20 protein-coding genes are annotated in these 25,251 nt (G+C 72.9%); 11 read left to right on the forward strand and 9 right to left on the reverse strand.

What is annotated here, in order from left to right; translation table 11 throughout:
- Positions 1-90: 90 nt before the first annotated feature.
- Positions 91-1,113 (forward strand): class II fructose-bisphosphate aldolase, encoded by a 1,023-nt coding sequence (gene fbaA / locus EDD32_RS08390; protein WP_123916609.1) that lies wholly within the window; start codon positions 91-93, stop codon positions 1,111-1,113.
- Positions 1,114-1,178: 65 nt separating this feature from the next.
- On the opposite strand, the gene EDD32_RS08395 is transcribed toward fbaA, so the two are convergent.
- The gene (locus tag EDD32_RS08395) at positions 1,179-1,580 is read right to left on the reverse strand and encodes an STAS domain-containing protein (protein WP_246006045.1); all 402 of its coding nucleotides are present in this window, start codon (positions 1,578-1,580) and stop codon (positions 1,179-1,181) included.
- A gap of 95 nt (positions 1,581-1,675) precedes the next feature.
- Here EDD32_RS08395 and EDD32_RS08400 point away from each other — a divergent pair, with 95 nt between their 5' ends.
- Together EDD32_RS08400 and EDD32_RS08405 are read left to right on the forward strand one after the other, a co-directional pair.
- The gene (locus EDD32_RS08400) at positions 1,676-3,913 is read left to right on the forward strand and encodes a SpoIIE family protein phosphatase (RefSeq protein WP_123916611.1); all 2,238 of its coding nucleotides are present in this window, start codon (positions 1,676-1,678) and stop codon (positions 3,911-3,913) included.
- Between the two features lie 328 nt (positions 3,914-4,241).
- The gene (locus EDD32_RS08405) at positions 4,242-5,618 is read left to right on the forward strand and encodes an IS1380 family transposase (RefSeq protein WP_425459477.1); all 1,377 of its coding nucleotides are present in this window, start codon (positions 4,242-4,244) and stop codon (positions 5,616-5,618) included.
- A gap of 143 nt (positions 5,619-5,761) precedes the next feature.
- Here EDD32_RS08405 and EDD32_RS08410 read toward each other — a convergent pair whose 3' ends face one another.
- Complete coding sequence (locus EDD32_RS08410; RefSeq protein WP_123916613.1) at positions 5,762-6,118, reverse strand: STAS domain-containing protein; 357 nt, start codon at positions 6,116-6,118, stop codon at positions 5,762-5,764.
- A gap of 249 nt (positions 6,119-6,367) precedes the next feature.
- Between EDD32_RS08410 and EDD32_RS08415 the strand changes: the two genes are divergently transcribed.
- Positions 6,368-7,654, forward strand: a complete 1,287-nt coding sequence (locus EDD32_RS08415) for an adenylosuccinate synthase (RefSeq protein ID WP_211338774.1) — start codon at positions 6,368-6,370, stop codon at positions 7,652-7,654.
- Positions 7,655-7,830: 176 nt separating this feature from the next.
- On the opposite strand, the gene EDD32_RS08420 is transcribed toward EDD32_RS08415, so the two are convergent.
- Positions 7,831-9,312: an XRE family transcriptional regulator gene (locus EDD32_RS08420; protein WP_123916617.1), complete on the reverse strand. Its 1,482-nt coding sequence runs from the start codon at positions 9,310-9,312 to the stop codon at positions 7,831-7,833.
- 126 nt (positions 9,313-9,438) lie between these two features.
- On the opposite strand from EDD32_RS08420, the gene EDD32_RS08425 reads away from it, so the two are divergent.
- Positions 9,439-11,280, forward strand: coding sequence for a phosphoenolpyruvate carboxykinase (GTP) (locus EDD32_RS08425; RefSeq protein WP_211338775.1), 1,842 nt, complete (start codon positions 9,439-9,441; stop codon positions 11,278-11,280).
- A 207-nt stretch (positions 11,281-11,487) separates the two neighbouring features.
- On the opposite strand, the gene EDD32_RS08430 is transcribed toward EDD32_RS08425, so the two are convergent.
- Complete coding sequence (locus EDD32_RS08430; protein WP_123916619.1) at positions 11,488-11,763, reverse strand: DUF2249 domain-containing protein; 276 nt, start codon at positions 11,761-11,763, stop codon at positions 11,488-11,490.
- A gap of 145 nt (positions 11,764-11,908) precedes the next feature.
- Between EDD32_RS08430 and purD the strand changes: the two genes are divergently transcribed.
- Positions 11,909-13,186 carry a phosphoribosylamine--glycine ligase gene (gene purD, locus EDD32_RS08435; RefSeq protein WP_123916621.1) on the forward strand — a complete coding sequence of 426 codons (1,278 nt, stop codon included), beginning with the start codon at positions 11,909-11,911 and terminating at the stop codon, positions 13,184-13,186.
- Between the two features lie 227 nt (positions 13,187-13,413).
- Here purD and gndA read toward each other — a convergent pair whose 3' ends face one another.
- Positions 13,414-14,868: an NADP-dependent phosphogluconate dehydrogenase gene (gndA, locus tag EDD32_RS08440; RefSeq protein WP_170175250.1), complete on the reverse strand. Its 1,455-nt coding sequence runs from the start codon at positions 14,866-14,868 to the stop codon at positions 13,414-13,416.
- Between the two features lie 160 nt (positions 14,869-15,028).
- Between gndA and EDD32_RS08445 the strand changes: the two genes are divergently transcribed.
- The 4 genes from EDD32_RS08445 (at position 15,029) to purQ (ending at position 18,389) form a co-directional block, all read left to right on the forward strand.
- Positions 15,029-15,946, forward strand: coding sequence for a phosphoribosylaminoimidazolesuccinocarboxamide synthase (locus EDD32_RS08445; protein ID WP_123916625.1), 918 nt, complete (start codon positions 15,029-15,031; stop codon positions 15,944-15,946).
- Between the two features lie 131 nt (positions 15,947-16,077).
- Positions 16,078-17,196, forward strand: coding sequence for a fatty acid desaturase family protein (locus EDD32_RS08450; RefSeq protein ID WP_123916627.1), 1,119 nt, complete (start codon positions 16,078-16,080; stop codon positions 17,194-17,196).
- Between the two features lie 231 nt (positions 17,197-17,427).
- Entirely contained in the window at positions 17,428-17,688 is a 261-nt protein-coding gene (locus tag EDD32_RS08455; protein WP_123916629.1) for a phosphoribosylformylglycinamidine synthase subunit PurS, read from the forward strand.
- Positions 17,685-18,389: a phosphoribosylformylglycinamidine synthase subunit PurQ gene (purQ, locus tag EDD32_RS08460; protein WP_123916631.1), complete on the forward strand. Its 705-nt coding sequence runs from the start codon at positions 17,685-17,687 to the stop codon at positions 18,387-18,389. The genes EDD32_RS08455 and purQ overlap by 4 nt, the downstream gene beginning before the upstream one ends.
- 51 nt (positions 18,390-18,440) lie before the next feature.
- Here the strand turns inward: purQ and ald are convergent, their stop codons facing one another.
- Positions 18,441-19,559: an alanine dehydrogenase gene (gene ald, locus EDD32_RS08465; RefSeq protein WP_123916633.1), complete on the reverse strand. Its 1,119-nt coding sequence runs from the start codon at positions 19,557-19,559 to the stop codon at positions 18,441-18,443.
- Positions 19,560-19,724: 165 nt separating this feature from the next.
- Here ald and EDD32_RS08470 point away from each other — a divergent pair, with 165 nt between their 5' ends.
- Positions 19,725-20,288: a YceI family protein gene (locus tag EDD32_RS08470; protein WP_123916635.1), complete on the forward strand. Its 564-nt coding sequence runs from the start codon at positions 19,725-19,727 to the stop codon at positions 20,286-20,288.
- A 174-nt stretch (positions 20,289-20,462) separates the two neighbouring features.
- On the opposite strand, the gene EDD32_RS08475 is transcribed toward EDD32_RS08470, so the two are convergent.
- The 3 genes from EDD32_RS08475 to EDD32_RS08485 all read right to left on the reverse strand — a co-directional run bounded on the left by EDD32_RS08475 (position 20,463) and on the right by EDD32_RS08485 (position 25,190).
- Complete coding sequence (locus tag EDD32_RS08475; RefSeq protein ID WP_123914609.1) at positions 20,463-22,112, reverse strand: transposase; 1,650 nt, start codon at positions 22,110-22,112, stop codon at positions 20,463-20,465.
- A 125-nt stretch (positions 22,113-22,237) separates the two neighbouring features.
- Positions 22,238-23,893: an ABC-F family ATP-binding cassette domain-containing protein gene (locus EDD32_RS08480; RefSeq protein WP_123916637.1), complete on the reverse strand. Its 1,656-nt coding sequence runs from the start codon at positions 23,891-23,893 to the stop codon at positions 22,238-22,240.
- A gap of 445 nt (positions 23,894-24,338) precedes the next feature.
- A complete protein-coding gene (locus tag EDD32_RS08485; protein ID WP_123916639.1) occupies positions 24,339-25,190 on the reverse strand; it encodes a MaoC/PaaZ C-terminal domain-containing protein in 852 nt (283 codons plus the stop codon).
- Positions 25,191-25,251 lie beyond the last annotated feature (61 nt).

Here is a 25,251-nt window from a genome sequence, read left to right on the forward strand (position 1 = left end):
CACCCCCGGGCCCCAGTGTCCTAGGCCCGGTGCGGGGTGTGGTGGGAGGATGGCTGGCGTACCGACGTCGTCGACCACAGGAGAGCAGCCGTGCCCATCGCAACCCCCGAGTCCTACGCCGAGATGATCGACCGGGCGAAGGCGGGCAAGTTCGCCTACCCGGCCATCAACGTCACGTCGTCCCAGACCGTCACCGCCGCGCTCCGCGGGTACGCGGAGGCCGAGTCCGACGGCATCATCCAGGTCTCCGTCGGCGGCGCCGAGTACGCCTCCGGCTCCACCGTGAAGGACCGGGTGGCGGGCTCCCGCGCACTGGCGGCCTACGCCCGCGAGGTCGCGGCCGGCTACGGCGTCACCGTGGCCATCCACACCGACCACTGCGTCAAGGACAACATCGACTCCTGGGTGCGGCCCCTGCTGCAGCTCGAGGCCGAGGAGGTCGCCGCCGGCAGGCTCCCCACCTTCCAGTCGCACATGTTCGACGGCTCCACCGTCCCGCTGGACGAGAACCTCGTCATCGCCGAGGAGCTCCTCGAGCTCTCCCAGAAGGCACGCACGATCCTCGAGATCGAGATCGGCGTCGTCGGCGGCGAGGAGGACGGCCACGAGGCCGCCATCAACGACAAGCTCTACACCACCGTCGAGGACGGCCTCGCCACCGTGCGGGCGCTGGGCACCGGCGAGCGGGGGCGCTACCTCACCGCGCTGACCTTCGGCAACGTCCACGGGGTGTACAAGCCCGGTGCCGTCAAGCTCCGCCCGGAGATCCTCGGCGAGATCCAGGACGCCGTCGGCAAGGAGGTCGGCAAGGACCGTCCGTTCGACCTCGTCTTCCACGGCGGCTCCGGCTCCACCGCCGAGGAGATCGCCCTCGCGGTGGACAACGGCGTCATCAAGATGAACGTCGACACCGACACCCAGTACGCCTTCACCCGGCCCGTCGTGGACCACATGTTCAAGAACTACGACGGCGTCCTCAAGATCGACGGCGAGGTGGGCAACAAGAAGGCCTACGACCCGCGCGCCTGGGGCAAGATGGCCGAGACGGGCATGGCGGCCCGCATCGTCGAGGCCTGCGAGCAGCTCCGCTCCGCCGGCACGAAGATGGCCTGACAGCACTGACGACGGCGCCCGCCGCGGACCTTGGTCCGGGGCGGGCGCCTTTGTCTCTGGCTGCGTCAGGCGGCGTCGGGCGGCCCGTCCTCCGGGAAGCCGGGGTCGGACTCGAGGACGTCGATGACGTCCCCGATCCGGGTGACCTCCAGGAGGAACCGGACGACGTCGGGCGGCTGGATCATGGTGATGCGGCCGGGGGTGCGGTGGGCCAGGCGGGCCAGCATGGTCACGCCGGAGGAGTCCATGAAGGTGACGTGCCGGGCGTCGATCTCGACGGGCAGGCCGGCGCGCTCGGCGTCGGTGACCGCCTCCGTCAGCTCGCTGCTCAGCGCGACGTCGATCTCGCCGGAGAGGACGAGCCTGGTCCGGGTGGGCGAGACCATGACGTGCACCGAGCCGCTGTCAGTGCCCGCGGGGGGCATCGGGGGCATCTCGCCGCCCGACGGGGGGGTAACCTCGCGCACCGCCTGTCCTTTCTCCGTACCGCTAGCTGGATCCCGCCGTGCGTGGCGCCCGATCCCAGTGCATCGTAGGGGACGCTAGACGATCGGAGACGTTCATGGTCAATCCCGCCGGCGGAGCGCACGCCCGCACCGGCTCCACCGACGCGCGCCCCGGCGCGCCCGGTCCGGACGCCGACCCCGGCGCCGACGACCTCCTCGACCTCACCCGCCTGCCCACCCCCGAGGGTGCCCGCCCCGGCTTCCGGGCCGACGAGTACTGGGCGCTGACGGTTCTCAAGCAGATGCCGCAGGCGGTGGTGGTGCTGGCCAACCGGCCCGGCGGCCGGACGGAGATCGTGGCGGCCAACCAGGCGGTGACGGTCCTCACCGGCTTCACCCGGGCGCAGATGATCACCGGTGCGCACGACCTGCGCGCCGTCGCGGGGGTCAGCCCCGAGAGCGAGCGGTCCATCGCCGAGGTGCTCGCGGCGGGGGAGGCGGCGGCACTGACGATGTCCGCCACCCACGCCGACGGCAGCCAGTACTGGGTGGCGCTGGAGCTCGCCCCGATGTCCGCCCACCCCAGCGAGGAGGACCTCTGGGTCGGCGTCATGCGCGACGTCTCCCTCGAGGTGGAGAACGCCCACCTCGAGCGTGTCCGCCTGGAGATGGAGCGCCGGGCCCGGCTGGGTCTGGCGCTGGTGGCCCGCGTCTCGGACCTGCTGCAGGAGACGGACGCGTCCGACGTGCTGCGCACCATCGCCGAGCTCCTCACGCGCCAGGTCGTCGCGTGGGCGGGGTTCTTCGTCCTGGGCCGCACCCTGCAGGAGGTCAACGGCACGAGTCCGGACCCGGCGGCGCCGGTCCCGCCGGAGCTCGACACGACGGGAGACCCGGTCCTGGAGCTCCTCCAGACCTTGCGGATGCGCACGGTCGAGCTCGCCCCGGACACCCCCGCGGAGGAGGGGACCGTCACCGCCCAGCTCCTCGCCCAGGTCGCCCCGCACCTGCGCGGCAACGACGACGCCGAGCAGAAGATCCTCGTGCTCCCCGTCCTCGGACGGCGTCGCACACTGGCGCTCCTGGTGGCCGTACCCCGGCACGTGCCGCCCGCGTTCGCCGACAGCGCGGACCTGGAGGAGCCCCCCGCCCTGCGTGACGAGACGGACACGGTCCTGGAGCTCGTCGCACGCCGGGTCGGCATGGCGATGGACAACGTCCAGCTCTACGCCCGCGAGCACCTCCTCGCCGAGACCCTGCAGCGGGCGATGCTGCCGGAGCAGGCCGACGTCGAGGGCCTCGAGGTCTGGACGTACTACGCGCCCAACGCCGAGCACGCCCAGGTGGGCGGTGACTGGTACGACGTCGTCAACCTCAAGGACGACGTCGTCGCGGTGGTGATCGGTGACGTGGTGGGCCACGACGTCGAGGCGGCCGCGGCGATGGGCCAGCTCCGCTCGGTGGTGCGTGCCTACGCGGCCGAGCTCGTCGACCCCGCGACCGTGCTGGGTCGCGTCGACAGCCTGGTCAACGGCATGCGCATCCCCCGGACCGCCTCGCTCGTCTACGCCACGCTGACGCCGCGGGACGACGAGTGCTGGGACTTCGCCTACTCTCGGGCCGGCCACCTGCCGCCGCTGCGGGTCCGCAGCGGCGAGGTGACCACGCTCGACGGAGCCGGTGGATCGCTCGTCGGCTTCGGCACGGGCCAGCGCCAGACGGCGACGGTGATGGTCGAGCCCGGCGACGTGATCGTGCTGTACACCGACGGCCTCGTCGAGCGGCGCGACCGGACGATGCGCGAGGGCCTGGAGGCCCTCGTCGAGCTCTGCCGCAGCGTGCCGAGCATCGACGTGGCCGGCGTGGGGGAGGAGATCCTCCAGCTGGCCGACGCGCCCGAGGACGACGTCGCCATGGTCGTCATCCGCGTTCCCGGCGGTCCCGACGGTCAGGTCGACCAGGCGGCCCCGCGCCGCCGTCGCTGGCAGATGCCGGTGGACGCGACCTCGATCGGGCGCGCCCGCCACGCGGTGCGCAGGGCGTGCGCGACGTGGGGGATCGAGAACGTCGGTGCTGCCGAGCTCGTCGTCTCCGAGCTGATGGCCAACGCCGTCATGCACGGCTGGGGCCGGATCGGGCTGCGGCTGCAGGACACCGGCGACGGCCTGCGTATCGAGGTCGAGGACGCCAACCCGGCGCCGCCCATCACCCGGGAGCGTCACACCGCGCGGGTCGGCGGGTTCGGCATGCACATCGTCGACCGGCTGGCGGACTGGGGCTGGCGCCCCACGCCGGGCGGGAAGGTCGTGTGGGCGCGCCTGCGGTCGGAGCCCGCAGCCACCGAGGCCCGCTGAGGCTGGGCCGCTCCCGGGGCGCGCCGGGCGCTCACAGGACGCGCCGGGCGCTTGACGCTCACAGGACGCGCCGGGGCGCGCGTGACGCTCGCAGGACGCGCGCGGGACGCGCGCAACTCGCCTGGTTCGCGAGCGCACCGGGAAGATCAGCCGGGTACGCGGGCGCGCGCGGAAGAATCAGCCGACCGGGCGTGACGCGACCTGGCGCGGCGCCTCAGCCCTGATCCACCGGAGTGTTGAGCGTGGCGTAGAGCGAGAGAGCCCTTCTGGGCAGGGAAGATCTGGATTGCGACGTCTAGATCCGACCACCCGGAAGGGCACCTCGTAAGTGAAACCTTCTCACACGATTCGACCGGTCTTCGATGAGTCCAATTTGGTGTCGGCGGCGGGTCTGGTCCCGGCCTTGCGGCTGGCGGAGTCCGCGGGTTTGTACGGCCTGCTCGAGGGGTTGACGGTGCCCTCGCCCAACGCCGCGGTCAAGACGGCGAGTGTGGTCGGTGGGATGCTCGCCGGTGCGGACTGCATCGATGACCTGGACCTGCTGCGCCATGGCGGGATGGGCCGGGTCTTCGACGGGGTCCGGGCACCGTCGACGCTGGGCACGTTCCTGCGCTCGTTCACCCACGGTCACGTCCAGCAGCTCGACAAGATCAGCGGCGCGCTGCTGGCAGGGCTCGCCCGGAAGGTTCCCGCCCTGGTAAGCAGCGGCGCGGGGGCGCAGGACATCGCGTTCGTCGATGTCGACGACACGATCCGGGAGGTCCACGGCTACGCCAAGCAGGCCGCGGCGTACGGCTACTCCGGGGTCCGGGGCCTGAACGTCCAGCTCGCCACCCTGGCCACGGAGGTCGCGGCGCCGGTGATCGTGCGGGCCCGGCTGCGGCGCGGGAACGTCGCCTCGCACACCGGGGCCGGCCAGCTCCTCGCCCAGGCCCTGGGGACCGCCCGCGCCGCGGGTGTGAGGGGACCGGTGCTGTGCCGGGCGGACTCGGCGTACTACGGCCACGCCTTCGTCGCCACCGCCCTGCGCCACGGGGCGTGGTTCTCGGTGACGGTGCGGATGAACCCCCAGGCCAAGGCGGCCATCGCGGGCATCGGCGAGGACGCCTGGACCCCGATCAGGTACCCGCACGCCCTCTGGGACGAGACCGAGCAGCGGTGGGTCTCCGACGCCGAGGTCGCCGAGGTCCCCTTCGTCGCGTTCACCCGTCGCCGCAAGGCCGAGCAGGTGACCTGCCGGCTGATCGTGCGCCGCGTCCGACGGCTCCAGCCCCTGGCCGGTGACGGCAGCGAGCAGGGCGAGCTGTTCGCGACCTACCGCCACCACGCGTTCATCACCAACTCCGACCTGGACACCATCGAGGCCGACCAGCGTCACCGGGGGCACGCGATCGTCGAGCAGGTCATCGCCGAGCTCAAGGACGGGCCCCTGGCGCACCTGCCGTCCGGGAAGTACGCGGCGAACGCGGCCTGGGTGGCGATGGCGACGATCGCGTTCAACATCGCCCGCGCCGCCGCCGTCGCCGCCGACATGGCCACCGCCCGGTGGGCCACCCTGCGCCGGAAGATCATCAACGTCCCCGCCCGGATCGCCTCCACCGGCCGCCGGCTGATCCTGCACCTGCCCGCCCGCTGGGCCTGGGCCGAGCACTGGACCGCACTCCACACCGCCGCGACCGGGCCACCACCGGCCACCGCGTCCTGACCACCCAGCCCAACGGGCACGACCCGAGGAACCCCACCGTGGAAGAGCCGGCACAGACCGGCAGCCCCACCACGCCCAACGACCCGCTATCCCGGACACGCCACCCGACCAGCGACCACCCCGCCACGTCGGTGGATCAGGGCTCAGGCGTCGATGCGGCGCGAGCTCCCGCGCGGTGCGGCGCTGTCGCAGAGGTGCTCGTCGTCCATGCGGAACATGTCGAGCGCACCGCAGATCTCCAGGACGAAGCGCTCGCGGTCGTGGATGCCACGGAGGACGGTCGCGCCGCCCCGCTTGGCGGAGGCGTCCGCGAGGGCCATGAGGAAGGCCGCGCCGGTGGAGTCCATGAACGTGACGCGGCACATGTCGATGACGAGGAGCTGGCGCCGGAGGCCGCTGACACGCGCGGTCACCTCGGGGAACTGGGCGCGCTCGGCGAGGTCCAGATCACCTGCGATCGCCACCGTGGCGGTCGTCGCCGACGCCGAGATCTCGATCATGCCCGTGCTTCCTCTCCGTGCCACCCTGGTCGCGCCCACGCACCCGGGGGCACTCGGTCGCAGACACGACGCTAACCCGAACCGCGTCGAGATGCACACCGAGACTCGCTGGTGCACCGTTTCGGAACTGTTCGCGAACTGTGCCCGGCGGACGCCGCCCGGCGAGACGACGCCGCCCCGCGCCGTCCCGGGACGGTAGCCTCGTCGGGGCGCCGACCGGCGCTCGCGGGCGGGGAGAGGACGAGTCAGATGCCAGCCGTGGTGGTCGTCGGGGCGCAGTGGGGCGACGAGGGCAAGGGCAAGGCGACCGACCAGCTCGGCTCGCGCGTGGACTACGTCGTCAAGTACAACGGGGGCAACAACGCCGGCCACACGGTCGTCGTCGGCGACGAGAAGTACGCCCTCCACCTCCTCCCCTCGGGCATCCTCAGCCCCGGCTGCACGCCGGTGATCGGCAACGGTGTGGTGGTGGACCTGGAGGTGCTCTTCCAGGAGATCGAGGGGCTGGGCGCGCGCGGTGTCGACACCTCACGCCTGCTCGTCTCGGCCGACGCGCACATCATCCCCTCGTACAACCGCACCCTCGACAAGGTCTCGGAGCGCTTCCTCGGCAAGCGTCAGATCGGCACCACCGGTCGGGGGATCGGGCCGACCTACGCGGACAAGATGAGCCGGGTGGGCCTGCGCATCCAGGACCTCTTCGACGCCTCGATCCTGCGGCAGAAGGTCGAGGGCGCGCTGGCGCAGAAGAACCAGCTGCTCGTCAAGGTCTTCAACCGACGCGCGGTCGACGTCGACGAGGTCACCGACGAGCTCCTCGCCTACGCCGAGCGGGTGCGCCCGATGGTCGCCGACACCTCCCTGGTCCTCAACGACGCCCTCGACGCCGGCCGGACGGTCGTCTTCGAGGCCGGCCAGGCCACGATGCTCGACGTCGACTTCGGCACCTACCCGTTCGTGACCTCGTCCTCGGCGACGGCGGGCGGCGCCTGCACCGGGTCCGGGGTCGGACCCACCCGCATCGACCGGGTGGTGGGCGTGCTCAAGGCGTACACGACCCGGGTCGGCGAGGGCCCCTTCCCCACCGAGCTCGACGACGACATGGGGGAGTTCCTGCGCAAGACCGGCGGGGAGTACGGCACCACCACCGGGCGGCCGCGGCGCACCGGCTGGTACGACGCCGTCGTTGCGCGGTACGCCACCCGCGTCAACGGCCTCACCGACCTCGTGATGACCAAGCTCGACGTCCTCACCGGGCTCGAGAAGGTGCCGGTGTGCGTGGCCTACGACGTCGACGGCGTCCGGCACGACGAGATGCCGGCCGACCAGAGCTCGTTCCACCACGCCCGCCCGGTGTACGAGGAGCTGGACGGGTGGTGGGAGGACATCTCCCACGTGCGCCGGTTCGAGGACCTGCCCGAGAACGCCCGCCGGTACGTCCTCGCCCTCGAGGAGATGAGCGGCACGCGGGTCTCCTCGATCGGGGTGGGCCCGGACCGTGAGGCCACGATCGTCCGGCACGACCTGCTGGACTGACGCGGTCCGCCGGTCCGGTGGCCCGGCGGTCCGTCTGCCCGTCTGCCTGCCCGCAGGCCCGCCGGAGCGCAGGCGCCGCCGGTCCGGGGGCCCGCCGGAGCGCGTTACCCCGTGGTGGTCCGTCCGGTCCACTGCCGCGTGACGCTCAGTCCTGCGGCCCACCGCCGGCGTGACGCTCAGTCCTGCGGCCCACCGCCGGCGTGACGCTCGAGGAAGGCGTAGACCGCGGCGTCGTCCACCCCGGGGTAGGTGCCCGAGGGCAGCGGCGAGAGGACGTGGGCGTGCATCTTCGCGCTCGGCCAGGACTGCTCCCGCCAGCGCTCGGCCAGCGAGGGGTCGGGCCGACGGCAGCAGGACTCGTCGGGGCACGACGACGCCGCTCGCCGGGTCGTCTCGCGCCCCCGGAACCACTTCGCGTGGGCGAACGGCACCCCCAGCGTGATGGAGAACTCCGCGTCGGTGCCCGTCCCGGTCTGGGTGCTGCACCAGTAGGTCCCGGCCGGGGTGTCGGTGTACTGGACGAACTCGTTGGTGCGTGAGCGCCGCTCGAACGCCGCCCGGGCCGCCCACCGCCGGCACAGGGGCTGGCCCTCGATGGTGCCGGTGGCGTCCGTCGGCAGCGGCACTCCGTCGTTGGCGTAGCCGCGGTGGAGCGAGCCGTCGTCGTTGGCCCGGATGAAGTGGGTGGGGATGCCCAGGTGCGCGGTCGCGAGGTTGGTGAAGCGCTGGGCCGCCGAGTGGTGCGTGACCCCGAACGCGTCGCGGAAGTCCTCCATCGACAGGTCCTTCGCGGCCTTCTTCCGCTCGAGGAAGTCCGTCGCGGCGAAGCGCGGGACGAGGCACGCGGCGGTGAAGTAGGCCAGCTGCTGGCGCTGGCGCAGGAAGTCGCCGTAGTCCGCGGGGTGGGCGAACCGGAACAGGCGGTGGGCCATCGCCTGGAGCGCGAGCGAGCGCAGGCCGTACCCACCCGGGATCGAGGCGGGCGGGAGGTAGATGCGCCCGTTCTCCAGGTCGGTGACGGTCCGGGTGGAGCGGGGCAGGTCGTCGACGTGGATGATCGTGAACCCGAGCCGGTCGGCCATCTGAGAGACCATGTGGTGCGTGAGCGCGCCACCGCTGTAGCCCACGGACCGCACGAAGTCCTCGGCCATCTCCTCGATCTCGGGGACGTAGTTGTCCCGGGCCTGCATCTCCAGGCGCAGCTCCGTGTTGATGCGCCGGGCCTCCTCGGGGGTCGCGATCGACGCCAGGGCGCGGCGCTCGAGCTCGCCGTGGAGCGCCACGAGCGACTCCAGGGCGTCCATCGGCAGGCGCCGCCCCGGGCGCACCGGCGCGACGCCGAGGCTCGCGAAGAGGGGGCTGCGCTGGGCCCGCTCGAGGGCGATCTCGAGGGCGGCGCGCCGGTCCGGTGGCGGCTCGGGCGCGAGGAGGTCGGCGGGGGAGGTGCCCAGGGCGTCGGCCAGGGCCGTGAGGAGGGACAGGCGCGGCTCGCGCCGGCCGTTCTCCACGAGGGAGAGCTGGCTCGTCGTCGACCCGACGGTCTCCGCCAGCCGGCTGAGCGTCAGACCACGGGCGGTGCGGGCATGGCGGATCCGCCGCCCCAGGACCAGCGGATCGGCCGGGTTTCTGGGAGCCTGGGAGGAGGGTTCGGTGGGCACCGTTTGACGGTACCGAAACTTTTGCTGTTTTTACGCCACTGTCCGCTTGATGAGGAGCTGGAAATGGGCCCAGAGTTGAACCAGGCCGCGAGAACGCGCCAGGACACGACCTCGGAGGACAGCAGCATGACCATCACGGACCCGGATGCCCGGACCGCAGCGACCATGAGCGGGGCGGAGATCACGGACGAGGCGCTCGCCGCCTGGGTGCGTGAGATCGCCGAGCTCACGCAGCCGGACGCCATCCACGTGTGCGACGGGTCACAGGAGGAGTACGACCGCCTGACCGACGAGCTCGTCGAGGCAGGGACGTTCATCCGCCTGGACGAGAGCCGACGGCCCCGCAGCTTCCTCGCGCGCTCCGAGCCGTCCGACGTCGCGCGGGTCGAGTCGCGCACGTTCATCTGCTCGGAGAAGGAGGTCGACGCCGGCCCCACGAACAACTGGGTCGACCCGGCGCAGATGCGCGCCGAGCTGGCCGAGGTCTTCGCCGGGTCGATGCGCGGGCGCACGATGTACGTCGTCCCGTTCTCCATGGGCCCCGTGGGTGGTCCGATCTCCCGTGTCGGCGTCGAGCTGACCGACTCGCCCTACGTCGTCGTCTCCATGCGGATCATGACGCGCATGGGCGCCGAGGCCCTCGCCCAGGTCGGGCGCGGCGCCGACTGGGTCCCGGCGGTGCACTCGGTCGGCATGCCGCTCGTCGACGACGACGGGCTGCGCCGCGAGGACGTCCCGTGGCCCTGCAACGACACCAAGTACATCGTCCACTACCCCGAGACCCGCGAGATCTGGTCCTACGGCTCCGGCTACGGCGGCAACGCGCTCCTGGGCAAGAAGGCCTACGCCCTGCGGATCGCCTCGGTCCTCGGCCGGGACGAGGGCTGGCTCGCCGAGCACATGCTCGTCCTGAAGATCACGGGGCCCGACGGCCGGGTCTACCACCTCGCCGCGGCCTTCCCGTCGGCGTGCGGGAAGACCAACCTCGCCATGCTCCGGCCCACCATCCCGGGTTGGAAGGTCGAGACCATCGGCGACGACATCGCGTGGATGCGCCCCGGCGAGGACGGCCGTCTCTACGCCATCAACCCCGAGGCTGGCTTCTTCGGCGTGGCGCCGGGCACGGGCGAGATGACGAACCCGACGGCGGTGGCGGCCCTGGAGCACGACGTCGTCTTCACCAACGTCGCCCTCACCGACGACGGTGACGTCTGGTGGGAGGGGCTGACCGACGAGGTGCCCGCGCACCTCACCGACTGGCAGGGGCAGGCCTGGACGCCGGACTCCGGCCGGCCGGCCGCCCACCCGAACTCGCGCTTCACCGTGCGCGCCGACCAGGCGCCGTCGATCGCCCCGGAGTGGGAGGACCTCGGCGGCGTGCCGCTCGACGTCATCCTCTTCGGTGGGCGTCGCGCCACCAACGTCCCGCTCGTCGCGGAGTCCTTCGACTGGGAGCACGGCGTCTTCATCGGGGCGACGGTGTCCTCCGAGCAGACGGCGGCGGCCGAGGGGGCCGTCGGTGCCCTGCGCCGCGACCCCTTCGCCATGCTGCCGTTCTGCGGGTACAACATGGCCGACTACTGGGGTCACTGGCTGGCGATGGGGGAGCGCCTGGGGAGCCACGCTCCGCGGATCTTCCAGGTCAACTGGTTCCGCAAGGGGGCGGACGGCTCCTACCTCTGGCCGGGCTTCGGGGACAACGCGCGCGTCCTCGAGTGGGCGCTGCGGCGTGTCAACGGCGAGGTCGACGCCGTCGAGGCCCCCACCGGCCGGCTCCCGCGCCCGCAGGACCTCAACCTCGAGGGCCTGGAGCTCACCGACGAGCAGCTCGAGGCGCTCTTCGCGGTCGACCGGGCGAGTTGGCTGGCCGAGGCCGACCTCACCGAGGAGTACTTCGCGCAGTTCGGTGACCGGCTCCCTGCCGAGATGACGCGTCAGCTCGACCAGCTGCGGGCGCGCCTGGGCTAGGTGTAATGACCGGCCAGGTTGGGGCCGGTGCGCCCGATGTGACGGTGCGCCCGATGTGACGGAGCGAGCGATATGACTGGGCGCCCGTTGTGACGGTATGGCGGATCGGGGTCGAGTACGAGCAGCCACAGCGTCACAACGCCGTGCCCGTGCCTCGCCCGGTGGTGGGTGCCGGACGCCGTCGGCCGGCGCCCACCACCGGCGCTCTCAGCGGCGGGTCAGCCGCAGGCGCCAGGCCTCGGGTCCCTCCTCGAGGTAGGCCACCTCGAAGGCGCCGGGCTCGCGCTGCTCGACCTGGGCGAGCAGGGGCAGCGGGTTGTGCGGCGCGACGAGGTCCATGGCCCCGCCCGGCGTGATCGCGGACAGCGCACCGAAGACGGTCGCATGCCGGATCGCGTGCGGAACGGCGCGCACGTCGAGGGCGGGCACGGCGTCGTCGTGCCCGCAGTTGCAGGCGTGGGTCTCGGTGATCTCGAGCGACATGGGTCCTCCTGGGTTGGCGTCCCACCTACGATAAGCAAGAAGAATTCCGTGATAAAGCGGCCGGTCGCGTGCGCCGTCCCTGGAGGCGGTCTCAGGGTCGCGCCCGCGCCGCCCGCGCCCGCGAGCGCCCAGTAGGGTGCGGTGCGTGAGGATCCTGCTGATCGGGTCGGGCGCGCGCGAGCACGCCCTGGCCCGGACCCTGGCCCGAGACCCCCGCACGACCGAGCTGGTCGTCGCTCCCGGCAACCCGGGGACCGCCGGGGTCGCCACCAGCCTCGAGCTGGACATCCTCGACGGGCACGCCGTCGCCGCAGCGGCCGTGGGCATGCGCGCCGACCTCGTGGTGGTCGGCCCCGAGGCGCCCCTCGTGGCCGGCGTCGTCGACGCGGTGCGCGCTGCGGGCATCCCGTGCTTCGGGCCGAGCCGGGAGGCCGCTCGGCTCGAGGGCTCGAAGGCGTTCGCCAAGGAGATGATGGCCGCTGCCGAGGTGCCCACGGCGCTGGCGCACGTGTGCACCGACCTCGAGCAGGTCGCGGCCGCCCTGGACGCCTTCGGCGCGCCGTACGTCGTCAAGGACGACGGCCTCGCCGCCGGCAAGGGGGTCGTCGTCACCTCCGACCGGGACGAGGCCCTCGCCCACGCGATCGCGTGCCTGGCCAAGGACGGCGGTGACGACGCCACGCAGGGGGTCCCCGCCGTCGTCGTCGAGGAGTTCCTCGACGGCCCGGAGGTCTCCCTCTTCTGCATCAGCGACGGGACGGCCGTGGTGCCGCTCGAGCCGGCCCAGGACTACAAGCGTCTCGGCGACGGCGACGCCGGTCCCAACACGGGCGGCATGGGGGCGTACTCGCCGCTGCCCTGGGCGCCCGCGGACCTCACCGAGCAGGTGCTGGACCGGGTCGCGCTGCCCGTGGTGGCCGAGATGGCCCGACGCGGCACCCCGTTCGTCGGGCTGCTCTACTGCGGGCTCGCGCTGACCTCGCGCGGGCTGCGGGTGGTGGAGTTCAACGTCCGCTTCGGCGACCCGGAGACCCAGGTCGTCCTCGCCCGGCTCACCTCCTCCCTGGCCGACCTCCTCCTCGCCGCGGCCACCGGGCGTCTCGCGGAGGTGGACGAGCCCCGGTGGTCCGGCGGCGCCGCCGTCACCGTGGTGCTCGCCGCGCACGGGTACCCCGGGCAGGTGCGCAAGGGTGACGTCATCACGGGCGTCGAGGACGCCGAGGCTCTCGACGGGGTCCACGTCCTGCACGCGGGGACGTCGCTCGACGGCGCGGGGAACCTCGCCGCTGGCGGCGGTCGGGTGCTCAGCGTCGTGGGTGAGGGCCGAGACCTCGCCGCCGCCCGCGAGCGGGCCTACGAGGGCGTCGCCCGGATCAGGTTCGACGGCGCTCAGCACCGCACGGACATCGCCGCCGGTCGCTGAAATGCTGCCGGCCGCGGCCACCCGGCCGCCGGGCCCCGCCCCGCCCCGTCGAGCTGGGGGTTGTTGCTGCCGTGGACCGGCCGGGAACGACCACAAGCCACTACTCGACGCGCCGCGTGGGCAGCGCGGCGTGCGTATCAAGGTCCGCCGTCCCCCGGGAGGCCGGATGCCGACGGCCGGCCACCCCGCGGGGTGGCCGGCCGTCGCACGCGCGCGCCCGGACGAGGTCAGTCCTGCTGCTCCTCGCTGCGGTCGCCGGACCACAGCGTGTGGAACGTACCGGGCCGGTCGACCCGCTGGTAGGTGTGGGCGCCGAAGAAGTCGCGCTGCGCCTGGACGAGCGCGGCCGGGAGCCGGTCGGCCCGCACGCCGTCGTAGTACGCCAGCGACGAGGCGAACGCCGGGGTCGGGACGCCGTTGAGGGCGGCCTGCGCCACGATCCGGCGCCAGGCGGCCACGCCGTTGCCCACCGCCTCGGTGAAGTACGGGGCGGCCAGCAGCAGCTGCAGGTCGGGGTTCTCCTCGTAGGCCTCGGTGATGCGGTTGAGGAAGCGGGCACGGATGATGCAGCCGCCGCGCCAGATGCGGGCCATGGCGCCGCGGTCGATGTCCCAGCCGTTCTCCGCGCTCGCGGCGGCGATCTGGTCGAAGCCCTGCGAGTAGGCCACGACCTTCGAGGCGTAGAGCGCCTGGCGCACGTCCTCGATGAACCCGGCGCGGTCGGTCACCTCCCAGGTGCCGGCGTTGGCCGGCAGGACGCCGCGGGCGGCCTCGCGCTGCGGGACCGAGCCGGACAGGGCGCGGGCGAAGGTGGCCTCGGCGATCCCCGTGATCGGCACCCCGAGGTCCAGGCCGTTCTGCACCGTCCAGCGGCCGGTGCCCTTCTGCTCGGCGCGGTCCATGACGACGTCGACGAAGGCGTTGCCCGTGTCGGCGTCGGTGTGGGCGAGGACCTCGGCGGTGATCTCGATGAGGAAGGACTCCAGGTCGCCCCGGTTCCACTCGGCGAAGATCTCGCCGATCTCCGCGGCCGAGGCGCCCAGACCCTGACGCAGAAGGTCGTAGGCCTCGGCGATGAGCTGCATGTCGGCGTACTCGATGCCGTTGTGGACCATCTTGACGAAGTGCCCGGCGCCGTCGGGGCCCACGTGGGTGCAGCACGGCACGCCGTCGACCTTGGCGGAGATGTCCTCGAGCATCGGGCCGAGACGGTCGTAGGACTCCTTGGTGCCGCCGGGCATGATCGACGGGCCCAGGAGCGCGCCCTCCTCGCCGCCGGAGACGCCGGACCCGACGAAGTGCAGGCCCTTGGCGCGCAGGGCGTTCTCCCGGCGGATGGTGTCGGGGAAGTGGGCGTTGCCGGCGTCGACGATGATGTCGCCCGGCTCCATCACGGCGGCGAGCTGGTCGATGACGGCGTCGGTGCCGGCCCCGGCCTTGACCATGATGACGGCCACGCGCGGGCGCGAGAGCGAGGCGACGAAGTCCTCGACCGACTCCGACGGCACGAACGTCCCGTCGTCGCCGTGCTCGGCCACGAGCCTCTCCGTCTTGGCGAAGGAGCGGTTGTGGACGGCGACCTTGTAGCCGTGGCGTGCGAAGTTGCGGGCCAGGTTCGAGCCCATGACCGCCAGGCCGGTGACACCGATGTCGGCGACGCCGACGGGCTTCTCGCTTGCCATGTGTTCCTCCAGGTTCTCGGATCGATCCGGTGAAACCGTACGCGGTACCCGCGCGGACGTGCGCGGCTGTGCCATCAGTTGCCCGGGGCCGCCGGGTGCCCGTGAACGCCGCGACGGTCACCGCCGACGGCGCGCGGCGGACCCTGCCAGGATGACCCCCATGAGCATCGACGGCGGCGCAGCGCCCGTGCTGGCGGGATGGACGCACACCTACTCCGGCAAGGTCCGAGACCTCTACGTCCCCTCCGACGAGTCCTCGCACGCGGGCGGCGACGTCGTCCTGGTCGTCGCGTCCGACCGCATCAGCGCCTACGACTACATCCTCCCGACGACCATCCCCGGCAAGGGCCGGATCCTCACCGCGATGAGCCTGTGGTGGTTCGACCAGCTCGCCGAGGTCGTGCCCAACCACGTGGTCTCCCTCGACGTGCCCTTGGAGGTGCGTGGCCGGGCGATGATCTGCCGGCAGCTGCGGATGTACCCGGTGGAGTGCGTCGTGCGCGGATACATCACCGGCTCGGTCATGACCGAGTACCGGACCTCCGGCACGGTGTGCGGGCTGGCCCTGCCACCCGGACTCGAGGAGGGGGCCCGCCTGCCGGAGCCGATCTTCACCCCGGCCGCCAAGGCCCAGGTCGGCGAGCACGACGAGAACATCACCTTCGAGGAGACCGCTCACCGGGTGAGCCTGCCCATCGCCCGCCGCCTGCGGGACCGCACCCTCGCCGTCTACCGCCGCGCGGCCGAGATCGCGGGGGAGCGGGGCATCATCCTGGCCGACACCAAGCTCGAGTTCGGTGCGTCCCTGCAGCCCGGCGAGCCGGTCATCGTCCTTGGCGACGAGGTGCTGACACCGGACTCCTCGCGCTTCTGGCGCGCCGAGGACTGGGAGCCGGGCCGGACCCAGACGAGCTACGACAAGCAGTTCGTCCGCGACTGGCTCACCTCGCCGGCGTCCGGCTGGGACCGCCGGGCGGGGACGCCGCCACCTGCGCTGCCGCGCGAGGTGGTCGAGCGCACGAGCGAGCGCTACGTCGAGGCCTACGAGCGCCTCACCGGACGCGTCCTGGAGGCGTGAGAGCGGCCGAGCCCCTGACCAGGGGAAACCTACGCAAACGTAACTTCCCCTGTCGTGCCGGCCGGATCCGTGCCACACTCGGTGACAGCGCCCGTTCCCGGGCCTGTGCGGCCCACCGGTCGCGCCCCTCGATGACAAGGCGGCGGCCGTTGAGCCAGACCCTCGAACCCACGCGCACCCCGTCCCCGCGCACCCCCGGTGCGGCCCGCCGGCACCAGGTCAGCGACTTCACCGCGCTGACCGCCAAGGTGCAGGAGGCCGGGCTCATGCGGCGCGCGTACGGCTACTACTGGGCCAAGCTCATCGGCCTGACCGTGGCCGGGCTGGCGCTCATCGCCGTGTTCGTGGTCGTGGGTGACTCGTGGTGGCACCTCGTCACCGCCGCCGTGCTGGCCGTGCTCCTGACCCAGGTCGCGTTCGTCGGTCACGACGCCGCGCACCGCCAGATCTTCGTGTCCGGCAAGTGGAACGAGTGGGTCTCCCTCATTGTCATCAACCTCTACGCCGGGATGGGCCTGGGGTGGTGGCAGCGCAAGCACAACAAGCACCACGCCGCACCGAACAAGGCCGGTGCCGACCCCGACGTCGAGCCCGGCGTCCTCGCGTACACCCCCGAGGACATCGCGGCCCGCAAGCACCCCGTCACCCGGTGGCTCGGGCGCAAGCAGGGCTGGTTCTTCTGGCCGCTGCTCCTCCTGGAGGGCGTCAACCTCCACGTCCAGGGCCTCAAGCGGGCGCTGGGCCGCGACGAGGTGGTCAAGCGTCGCGGAGTCGAGATCGCCTTCATCACCGTCCGCCTCGTCGGTTACGTCACGCTGGTCTTCCTCGTGCTCTCGCCCGGCAAGGCCGCGGCGTTCATCGGGCTGCAGCTTGCGATCTTCGGCCTGTACATGGGGCTGTCCTTCGCCCCGAACCACATCGGCATGCCGATGGTCGCGCCGGACGTGAAGATCGACTTCCTCCGGCGCCAGGTGCTCATGAGCCGCAACATCTCCGGCGGGCGCGCCGTCGACACCTTCATGGGCGGGCTGAACTTCCAGGTGGAGCACCACCTCTTCCCCTCGATGGCTCGGCCCAACCTGCGCAAGGTCGCGCCGATGGTGCGCGAGTACTGCGACCAGCTGGGTGTGCGCTACACCGAGACCACCCTCGTCCAGTCCTACCGAGCGGTGGGGACCTACCTCAACCAGGTCGGCCGCGGCGGCCTCGACGTGTGGGCCTGCCCGCTCGCCGTCCAGTACCGGGTGTGACGGCGACGCGCCGCCCCACCCCCTGAGCCCGTCGGCCGGCTGCGGATCACCGCGACCGGCCGTCGGCTTGTCCGCTGCCCGGCCTCGTCCTGCCGCCCGCTCGCCACGCCGGCGTGGCCCCGACGTCTGCTCCGCGCCTCCCGCGCCGCCCGTGGACACCCGGACCGGGTGGTGCGCCGCGGCGGCTATCCTGGAGGCGCCGCCGTCCGCCACACGCCCAGGAGCACCGCAATGGGACGCATCGTCGTCGAGGTCATGCCCAAGCCCGAGATCCTCGACCCGCAGGGCAAGGCCGTGGCCCGGGCGCTGCCCCGGCTGGGCCTCGACCACTTCGCGGGCGTGCGCCAGGGCAAGCGCTTCGAGCTGAGCGTCGACGGCGAGGTCACCGGCGAGCTCCTCGACGCCGCCCGGCGGGCCGCCGAGACCGCGCTGTCCAACCCCGTCATCGAGGACGTCGTGGGGGTCTACGAGGTCGACGAGGCCGCCCGGTGAACGGCGCGCGGATCGGCGTCGTCACCTTCCCCGGCAGCCTCGACGACCGCGACGCCCAGCGGGCCGTCCGCCTCGCGGGCGCCGAGCCGGTCGCGCTGTGGCACGCGGACGAGGACCTGCGCGGCGTCGACGCCGTCGTCCTGCCCGGCGGCTTCTCCTACGGCGACTACCTGCGCTGCGGGGCCATCGCCCGCTTCGCCCCCGTCATGGGCGAGGTCGTCGCCGCGGCCGAGACGGGCCTGCCGGTGCTGGGCATCTGCAACGGCTTCCAGATCCTGTGCGAGGCGCACCTGCTGCCCGGCGCCCTCATCCGCAACGACCACCAGCTCTTCGTGTGCCGCGACCAGGACCTCCGAGTGACGAGCACGTCCACGGCGTGGACGTCGGACCTCGAGCTCGGCGAGGTCATCACGGTCCCGCTGAAGAACGGCGAGGGCGGCTACGTCGCCGACGAGGACACGCTCGACCGGCTCGAGGGGGAGGGACGGGTCGTCTTCCGCTACGAGGGCGGCAACCCCAACGGCTCCCTGCGTGATATCGCCGGGATCGCGAACGCCCGCGGCAACGTCGTCGGGCTCATGCCCCACCCCGAGCACGCCGTCGTGCCCGGCTTCGGCCCGGACGAGCCGGGCCGCCCGCGCGCGGGCACCGACGGGCTGCGCCTGTTCACGTCCGTCCTCGGTTCGCTCGTCAGCCGCTGAGCTGAGCGTCGCCGCTGCCCGGCGCCTGTCGCGGGCCCGGGGTCGCGGTCCTCAGCCGCGGACCACCGCGGCCGGGTCGACCGCGTCCATGCCGTGCGCCGCGGCGACGGCGGCGTTGGTCACGGCGCCGTCATGGGTGTTGAGGCCGTGCGCCAGCGCCGGGTCGGCGCGCATCGCGTCACGCCAGCCGCGGCCGGCGAGCTCGACCGCGTAGGGCACGGTCGCGTTGGTGAGGGCGTAGGTGGACGTGTGCGGCACGGCGCCGGGCATGTTCGCCACGCAGTAGAACACCGTGTCGTGGACGCGGTAGGTCGGGTCGGTGTGCGTCGTCGGCCGCGTGTCCTCGAAGCAGCCGCCCTGGTCCACCGAGATGTCGACGACGACGGAGCCCGGCTTCATCCGGCCCACCTGATCGTTCGTCACCAGCCGTGGCGCCTTGGCCCCGGGGAGCAGGACCGCCCCGATGACGAGGTCGGCGTCGGCGATCGCGCGCTCGACCTCGTAGGAGTTCGAGGCGACCGTCTGGCAGTGGCCCTGGTAGATGGCGTCGGCGTGGCGGAGCTTGGCGATGTCGCGGTCGAGGAGGAGGACCTCGGCCTGCATGCCCAGGGCGATCGCGGCGGCGTTCATCCCGGCCACCCCGGCCCCGATGACGACGACCTTCGCGGCGTACACCCCTGACACCCCGCCCAGCAGCACCCCGCGCCCGCCCTGGGCGCTCATGAGGGTGTGCGAGCCCACCATGGGCGCGAGCCGGCCGGCGACCTCGCTCATGGGGGCGAGCAGGGGCAGCGTGCGGTCGGTGAGCTGGACGGTCTCGTACGCGACGGCGGTGACGCGTCGGCGCACGAGCTCCTCGGTGAGCGCACGGTCGGCGGCGAGGTGGAGGTAGGTGAAGAGCGTCTGTCCCGCGCGCATGCGGTGGTACTCCTCGGCCACCGGCTCCTTGACCTTGAGGATGAGGTCGCCGGCCTCCCAGACGTCGTCCGCGGAGTCGAGGATGGTGGCGCCCGCGGCGGTGAACTCGGGGTCCGGGATGGCCGACCCGGTGCCCGCGCCGGCCTCGACGACCACCTCGTGCCCCGCGCGGACGAGCTCGTGGGCCCCGGCCGGCGTGAGCGCCACCCGCAGCTCGGTGTCCTTGACCTCGCGCGGAACCCCAACCCTCATCGGACACACCCTTCGTCGTCGAAGCACCGCTGGGCGGCGTGCGTGGGGAAGTCTAGGGCCGGGCGTCGCTGCAGGTCACCGGACGGGGCCGGGGCGCCCGTGCCATACTCTCGCCACGGCCGGGCCTCCACCCGGCGCGGCCCGGAGCGGCGAAGGAGCACCCCCATGCCCGAGATCGACGCCCAGCTCGGCGGCGAGTGGATGTTCGACCCGAGTCACACCAGGATCGGCTTCTCGGCCCGCCACGCGATGGTGACGAAGGTACGCGGCGCCTTCAACGAGATCGACGGGCGCATGCACGTCGACGCGGACGACCTCTCGCGGTCGACCGTGACCGTGCGGCTCAGGACGGCGAGCGTGGACACGCGCAACGCCGAGCGGGACGCCCACCTGCGCAGCGCGGACTTCTTCGACGCCGAGCGGTACCCCGAGATCGTCTTCACCTCGACCGCGGTGGACGAGGTGGAGGACAACACGTGCATGGTCGCCGGCGACCTCACGATCCGCGACGTCACCAAGCACGTGGTCATCCCGCTCGAGGCCGTGGGCGTCCAGCGCGACCCCTCCGGGGCCCTGCGGGCGGGCTTCGAGGGCACCCGGCGGGTGAACCGCCGTGACTGGGGCCTGGAGTGGCAGGTCGTGCTGGACACGGGCGGGGTCCTCGTCTCGGAGAAGATCACCCTCGAGTTCGAGATCTCCGCGGTCAAGATCGAGGACTACGGCAGCTAGGAGAGCGCTGAACAAGGCGCTGTTTGCTGGTGGTGCGGGGTGAGGCTGGGCGGGCAGGTTGCCTCAAGGCCGTCTGGCGGCGGTCACAGCACCTGGCTGGACACGAGGTCGGGCCTGCCCGCGGGGCCCATTGTGTGCCCGGGGACCGCTGTGGGACCAGGCTGCGCGGCTGCTTCACGCGGTAGCCATCACCCAGGTCCCGCCGGTGCGCTGCAGACCGAGGGTGAGTAGGCGCTTGAGGTTGATGGCGGCGGCGCGATGGTGGAGCCAGTGGTCGTTCTTGGCGATCCCGCGGTAGCGGACCTTGCGGTTGCCGCGTGTGAGCCAGGCGATGGAGCGTTCGACCATCGGCCGCAGAGTGCGGTAGGTGTCCTGGAACCCGGGCTGCTGGGCTCGGGCGCGGTGGGCGCGCTGGAGCCCGTCGTGGGGGTGCAGGTCGAGCTTGCGGCCACGGGCCGAGGTCGTGCAGCGATCCCGCAGCGGGCAGCCGCGGCAGCCGGCCCCGAAGGTGACCTTCCGCTTGGGACTGATCGTGCGGGTCAGCCCGTTCGGGCAGGTCACGGTGCCGGCGGCCTCATCGACGGTGAAGTCCTCGAGGGTGAACCCGCCCGGGACGGCCGGGCGCAGGGGCCAGGGCTTGATGATCGCGGTGTGCCCAGCCGCCTCCAGGGCGGCCAGCGCCTCGCCGGTGCCGTAGGCGGAGTCGGCGAGGACCTCGACGGGGATCTGCCGGGCCGGTGCCTGCGGCCCTGCCATGGCCTGCGGGGCATCCTCGGCCTGTGCTGCGTCCTCGGCGGGCTCGGCGGACTCAGGAGACAGGGTGGTGTCCGCGGCCAGCAGGTCCGTCCCGACGCTCCCGTCGGCGGACTGCGGCCCGGCGGCCTTGGTCAGCTTCGTGGCGGTGAACAGCCCCGTCGTCGGCTCGACCACGACATGGGCCTTGAACCCGTTCCGGCGCTGGGCCACGGTCTTGTGCGCGTGGCGCGTCGCGGGATCGACGGTGGAGATCACCCGGTCGTAGGCCACCTTGCGCGCGATGCGCCAGCGCCCGTCCGTGCCGTCGGAGCCCTCAGCCGGCTCGACGTCCTGCCCGGCGACCACCGCCAACAAGGCCACCACCTGGGCCTCGTCCTCCTCCAGGGACCCGACGTTCAGGTGAGCCAGCAACGCCAGCGCGTCGCTCACCAGGGCCGAGACGAGCTCGTCCCGCGCGCCGGGATCGTCCCAGGCGATCCGCGGCTTACCCGGCGAGGAGTAGTCGTGGCGGGTGCAGTGCGCGGCGACCAGCTCCTTGCCGCCGGTGACCTCCCGGGCGACCCGGCGGATCGCGGCGATCAGCTGGGTCACGGTGTCCTGGGTGGCGACCGCGTCCTCGAGCACCGTGGAGTCCAGCGCCCGCCGGTTCTTCCCGCGCAGCACCCCGGTCTCCATCACCACCGCGTTGACGGCCTCGAAGATCCGGTTCGGCCGTTCCGACGCCGCGAGGCGGCGGCGCCAGTACGTCAACGTCGTCGGGTGGAACGCCGGCGCCTGGACGCCCAGGCCGCAGGCCGCCTTCCACCGCAGATCAAACGCCACGGCCTCGGTGGCCTCCCGGTCGGACAGGCCATGCAAGGCCTGGAGCACCAAGACGGCGGCGACCACGTCCGCCGGCACCGACGGACGTCCCCGCGAGGAGCGGAACAAGTCCGCGAACATCTCCTCCGGGAACAACGTCAACCGCTGCTCGGCCAAGAACGCGAACACACTGCCCCGCTCGAGCAAGTTCCCGGCCATCGACTCCGCGTCGAACAGATCCCGCTGATCTCGCGATCGACCCTGCATAACCCCAAGCGTTCCCGAACCCGACCCACACACCGGGCAAGGACACGCATTGTTCAGCGCTCTCCTAGGCCCGCGGTCGCTGGCTGCGCCCCCGGCCGGTCGTCGGTCTGAGCTCCGGCCGGACCTCAGACCGTCTCGTCCGTGAGGCGGCCGGCGTCGAGGTGCCAGCGCCGGGTGGCGCGCACGTCGGCGAGCATGCGCCGGTCGTGCGTGACCAGCAGCAGGGTGCCGGCGAAGGACTCGAGCGCCTGCTCGAGCTGGACGATCGCGGGCAGGTCGAGGTGGTTGGTCGGCTCGTCGAGGACGAGGAGGTTGACCCCCCGCGCCTGGAGCAGCGCGAGCGCGGCGCGGGTGCGCTCGCCGGGGGAGAGGGACCCCGCGGGCCGCAGCGGGTGGTCCCCGCCCAGGCCGAACTTGGCCAGGAGGGTGCGCACCTCGGCGTCGGGCCAGTCCGGCAGCTCCTCGGCGAAGGTCGCCGCGAGCGTCCGGTCGCCGTCGAGGAGGGCGCGGGCCTGGTCCACCTCGCCCACCGCGACGCCGGCGCCGAGGCCGGCGCGCCCCTGCGACGGCTCCAGCCGTCCGAGGAGCAGGCCGAGGAGGGTGGACTTGCCCGAGCCGTTGGCCCCGGTGATGACGATCCGGTCGGCGTAGTCCACCTGCGCGGTGACGGGGCCGAGGGTGAAGGTCCCGCGGCGCACGACGGCGCCGTCGGCGGTGGCGACGACCGCTCCCGAGCGGGGGGCGTGCGCGATCGACATGCGCAGCTCCCACTCCTTCCGGGGCTCCTCCACCGTGTCCAGACGCTGGATGGCCCGCTCGGACTGGCTGACCTTGGCCGCCTGCTTCTCGGTCCGGGCAACAGCGCGGGCCTTGATGTGCTTGTCGGAGTCGCGGGCCTTCCGCCGGGCGTTGCGGACGCCCTTGTCGACCCAGCCCTTCTGCGTCTGCAGGCGGTCGTTGAGGGAGCCGAGCCGGTCCTCGTACTCGTCGTAGGCCTCGCGGGCCCGGCGACGGGCCAGCTCGCGCTCCGCGAGGTAGGCGTCGTACCCGCCGTCGTGCACGCGCACCTGCCGCTGGGCCAGGTCCAGCTCGACAACGCCGGTGACGGTGCGCGCGAGGAACTCGCGGTCGTGGCTCACGACGACGATCGGCACCCTCGCCCCGGTGACGAACCGTTCGAGGCGGTCCAGGCCCGCGAGGTCGAGGTCGTTGGTCGGCTCGTCGAGGAGGAGCAGGTCGTAGCGCGAGAGGAGCAGGGCGGCGAGGGACGCCCGGGCGGCCTCGCCGCCCGAGAGAGAGGTGGTGGGGGTGTCGAGGTCGACCGTGAGGCCGACGTCGTCGGCGGCCGCGCCGGCACGCTCGTCCAGGTCGGCCCCGCCGAGGGCGAGCCAGCGTTCGAGGAGGCGGGAGTAGTCGTCGGCGGTCGCGTGGTCCTCGGGTCGCTCACCGAGGGCCTGGGCGGCGGCGTCCATGTCGGCTGCTGCCGCGGCGACGCCGGTGCGCCGGCGCAGCAGGTCCAGCACCGACTCGCCGGGCCGACGCTCCGGCTCCTGGACGAGGTGCCCGACCGTGGCCGTCGGCGGGGCGAGCGTGATCGTGCCGTCGAGGTCCGCGCCGGTGGCGTGGCCGGCCAGGGCCGCCAGCAGGGTGGACTTGCCGGCGCCGTTCGCTCCGACCAGACCCCAGACGTCACCGGGGGCGATCGTGAAGGTGAGGTCCGCGAAGAGCCGGCGCGGCCCGCGGGCGGCGCCGAGGCCGGTGACGTGCATGGTGGCGGACACACCGGAAGGGTACGCGGCCGGGCCGGCCGGCCCTGGTGCCGGGCACCCGGCCGCGGCGGGATCGGGCACCGAACGACGCCGTACCGGCCCCGCGCCCGGTGGCGCGAATGTGAAACGAAACACACTCCGCCGCGCTCTGGTGGCACCGGACAAGGGGGGCTGGCCGGGGGGTTGTCCGTCCGGTGACCGCTGCCTGAACACCGGGTGTCGAGCTGGTGGACGAGCCCGCCACGACCTTCTCCACCGGTCGTCCACAGGGTTGTCCCCGGCTCTGTGTGTATGTGCACAAGCCTGTGGGTACTCGTGGTGGATAACTGGCCGCAGACACCCGTCGGGTGCTGCGCCCACCCCGGACCGACAGGGCGGGCGCAACCCCGACGACGTATCGGTGCACAACCGTTGCGACCCTCGGTGCGGGGCCCTGAGGACGCCCGGCGCGGGAGACTCAGAGCGGCCGCACGGCCCCGGTGAGGTGGATCTTGCCCGAGCGCAGGCTCCAGGCGGTGTACGTGTCGCCCTGGGCCGCGAACGCCACGGTGGCGGGCAGGAGCACGGGCTTGCCGAACGTCGCGGTCCACTCGAAGCGGTCCCCGCGTCCGGGCACGCCCGCCAGTGCCCGGGCCGCGGTGTACATGCCGTGGGCGATCGGCCGGGGGAAGCCGAAGAGCCGGGCGCCCAGGCGGCAGACGTGGATAGGGTTGCGGTCCCCGGAGACCTCGGCGTACCGCCTGCCGACGTCCGGCCCGAGACGCCACAGCGCCGTCGGGACGGCGGGGGGTCCCCCCCGCTCGTCCTGGGGCAGCGCTGGGGCGAGCGGCAGCCCCGCCGGGACGCGTCCGGTGGCGAGGTACGTCGAGACGCCGCGCCACACGACCGTGTCGGCAGGCCCGGTGCTGGCCTCGACCACGAGGTCGACCTGGGCGCCCTTGCGGTGCTCACGCGCGTCCTGGGCCCACGCCCGCACGGTCAGGCGTGTCCCGAGGTCGAGCGGGGCGAGCTGCTCGACGGTGTTGGCGAGGTGGATGAGGCCGAGGACCTGCAGCGGGAAGTCCTCCCGGACCATGACCGCCATCGCGAGCGGGAAGGCCAGCACGTGCACGTACCCGGCGGGGAGCCGGTCCGTGCCGGGCTCGCCCAGCAGGTGCTGGTACTCCGCCAGCGTGGCGACGTCCGGCCGGACGTCGTCGACCCGCAGCACGACGGGCGGCAGCCCGCCACGGGATGTGAGGTTCCGGGCCATCACCAGCGTGCGCGTGCGTCCCACGGCCTGGGCGTAGAGCCGGCTCAGGCGCGGCATCGTGGGGAGCACCTCCTCCCGGTAGGTCGCCGGACGCCGGGACGCCGCGCGCCCCCCGTCG

Source organism: Georgenia muralis (assembly GCF_003814705.1).
Taxonomy (GTDB): domain Bacteria; phylum Actinomycetota; class Actinomycetes; order Actinomycetales; family Actinomycetaceae; genus Georgenia; species Georgenia muralis.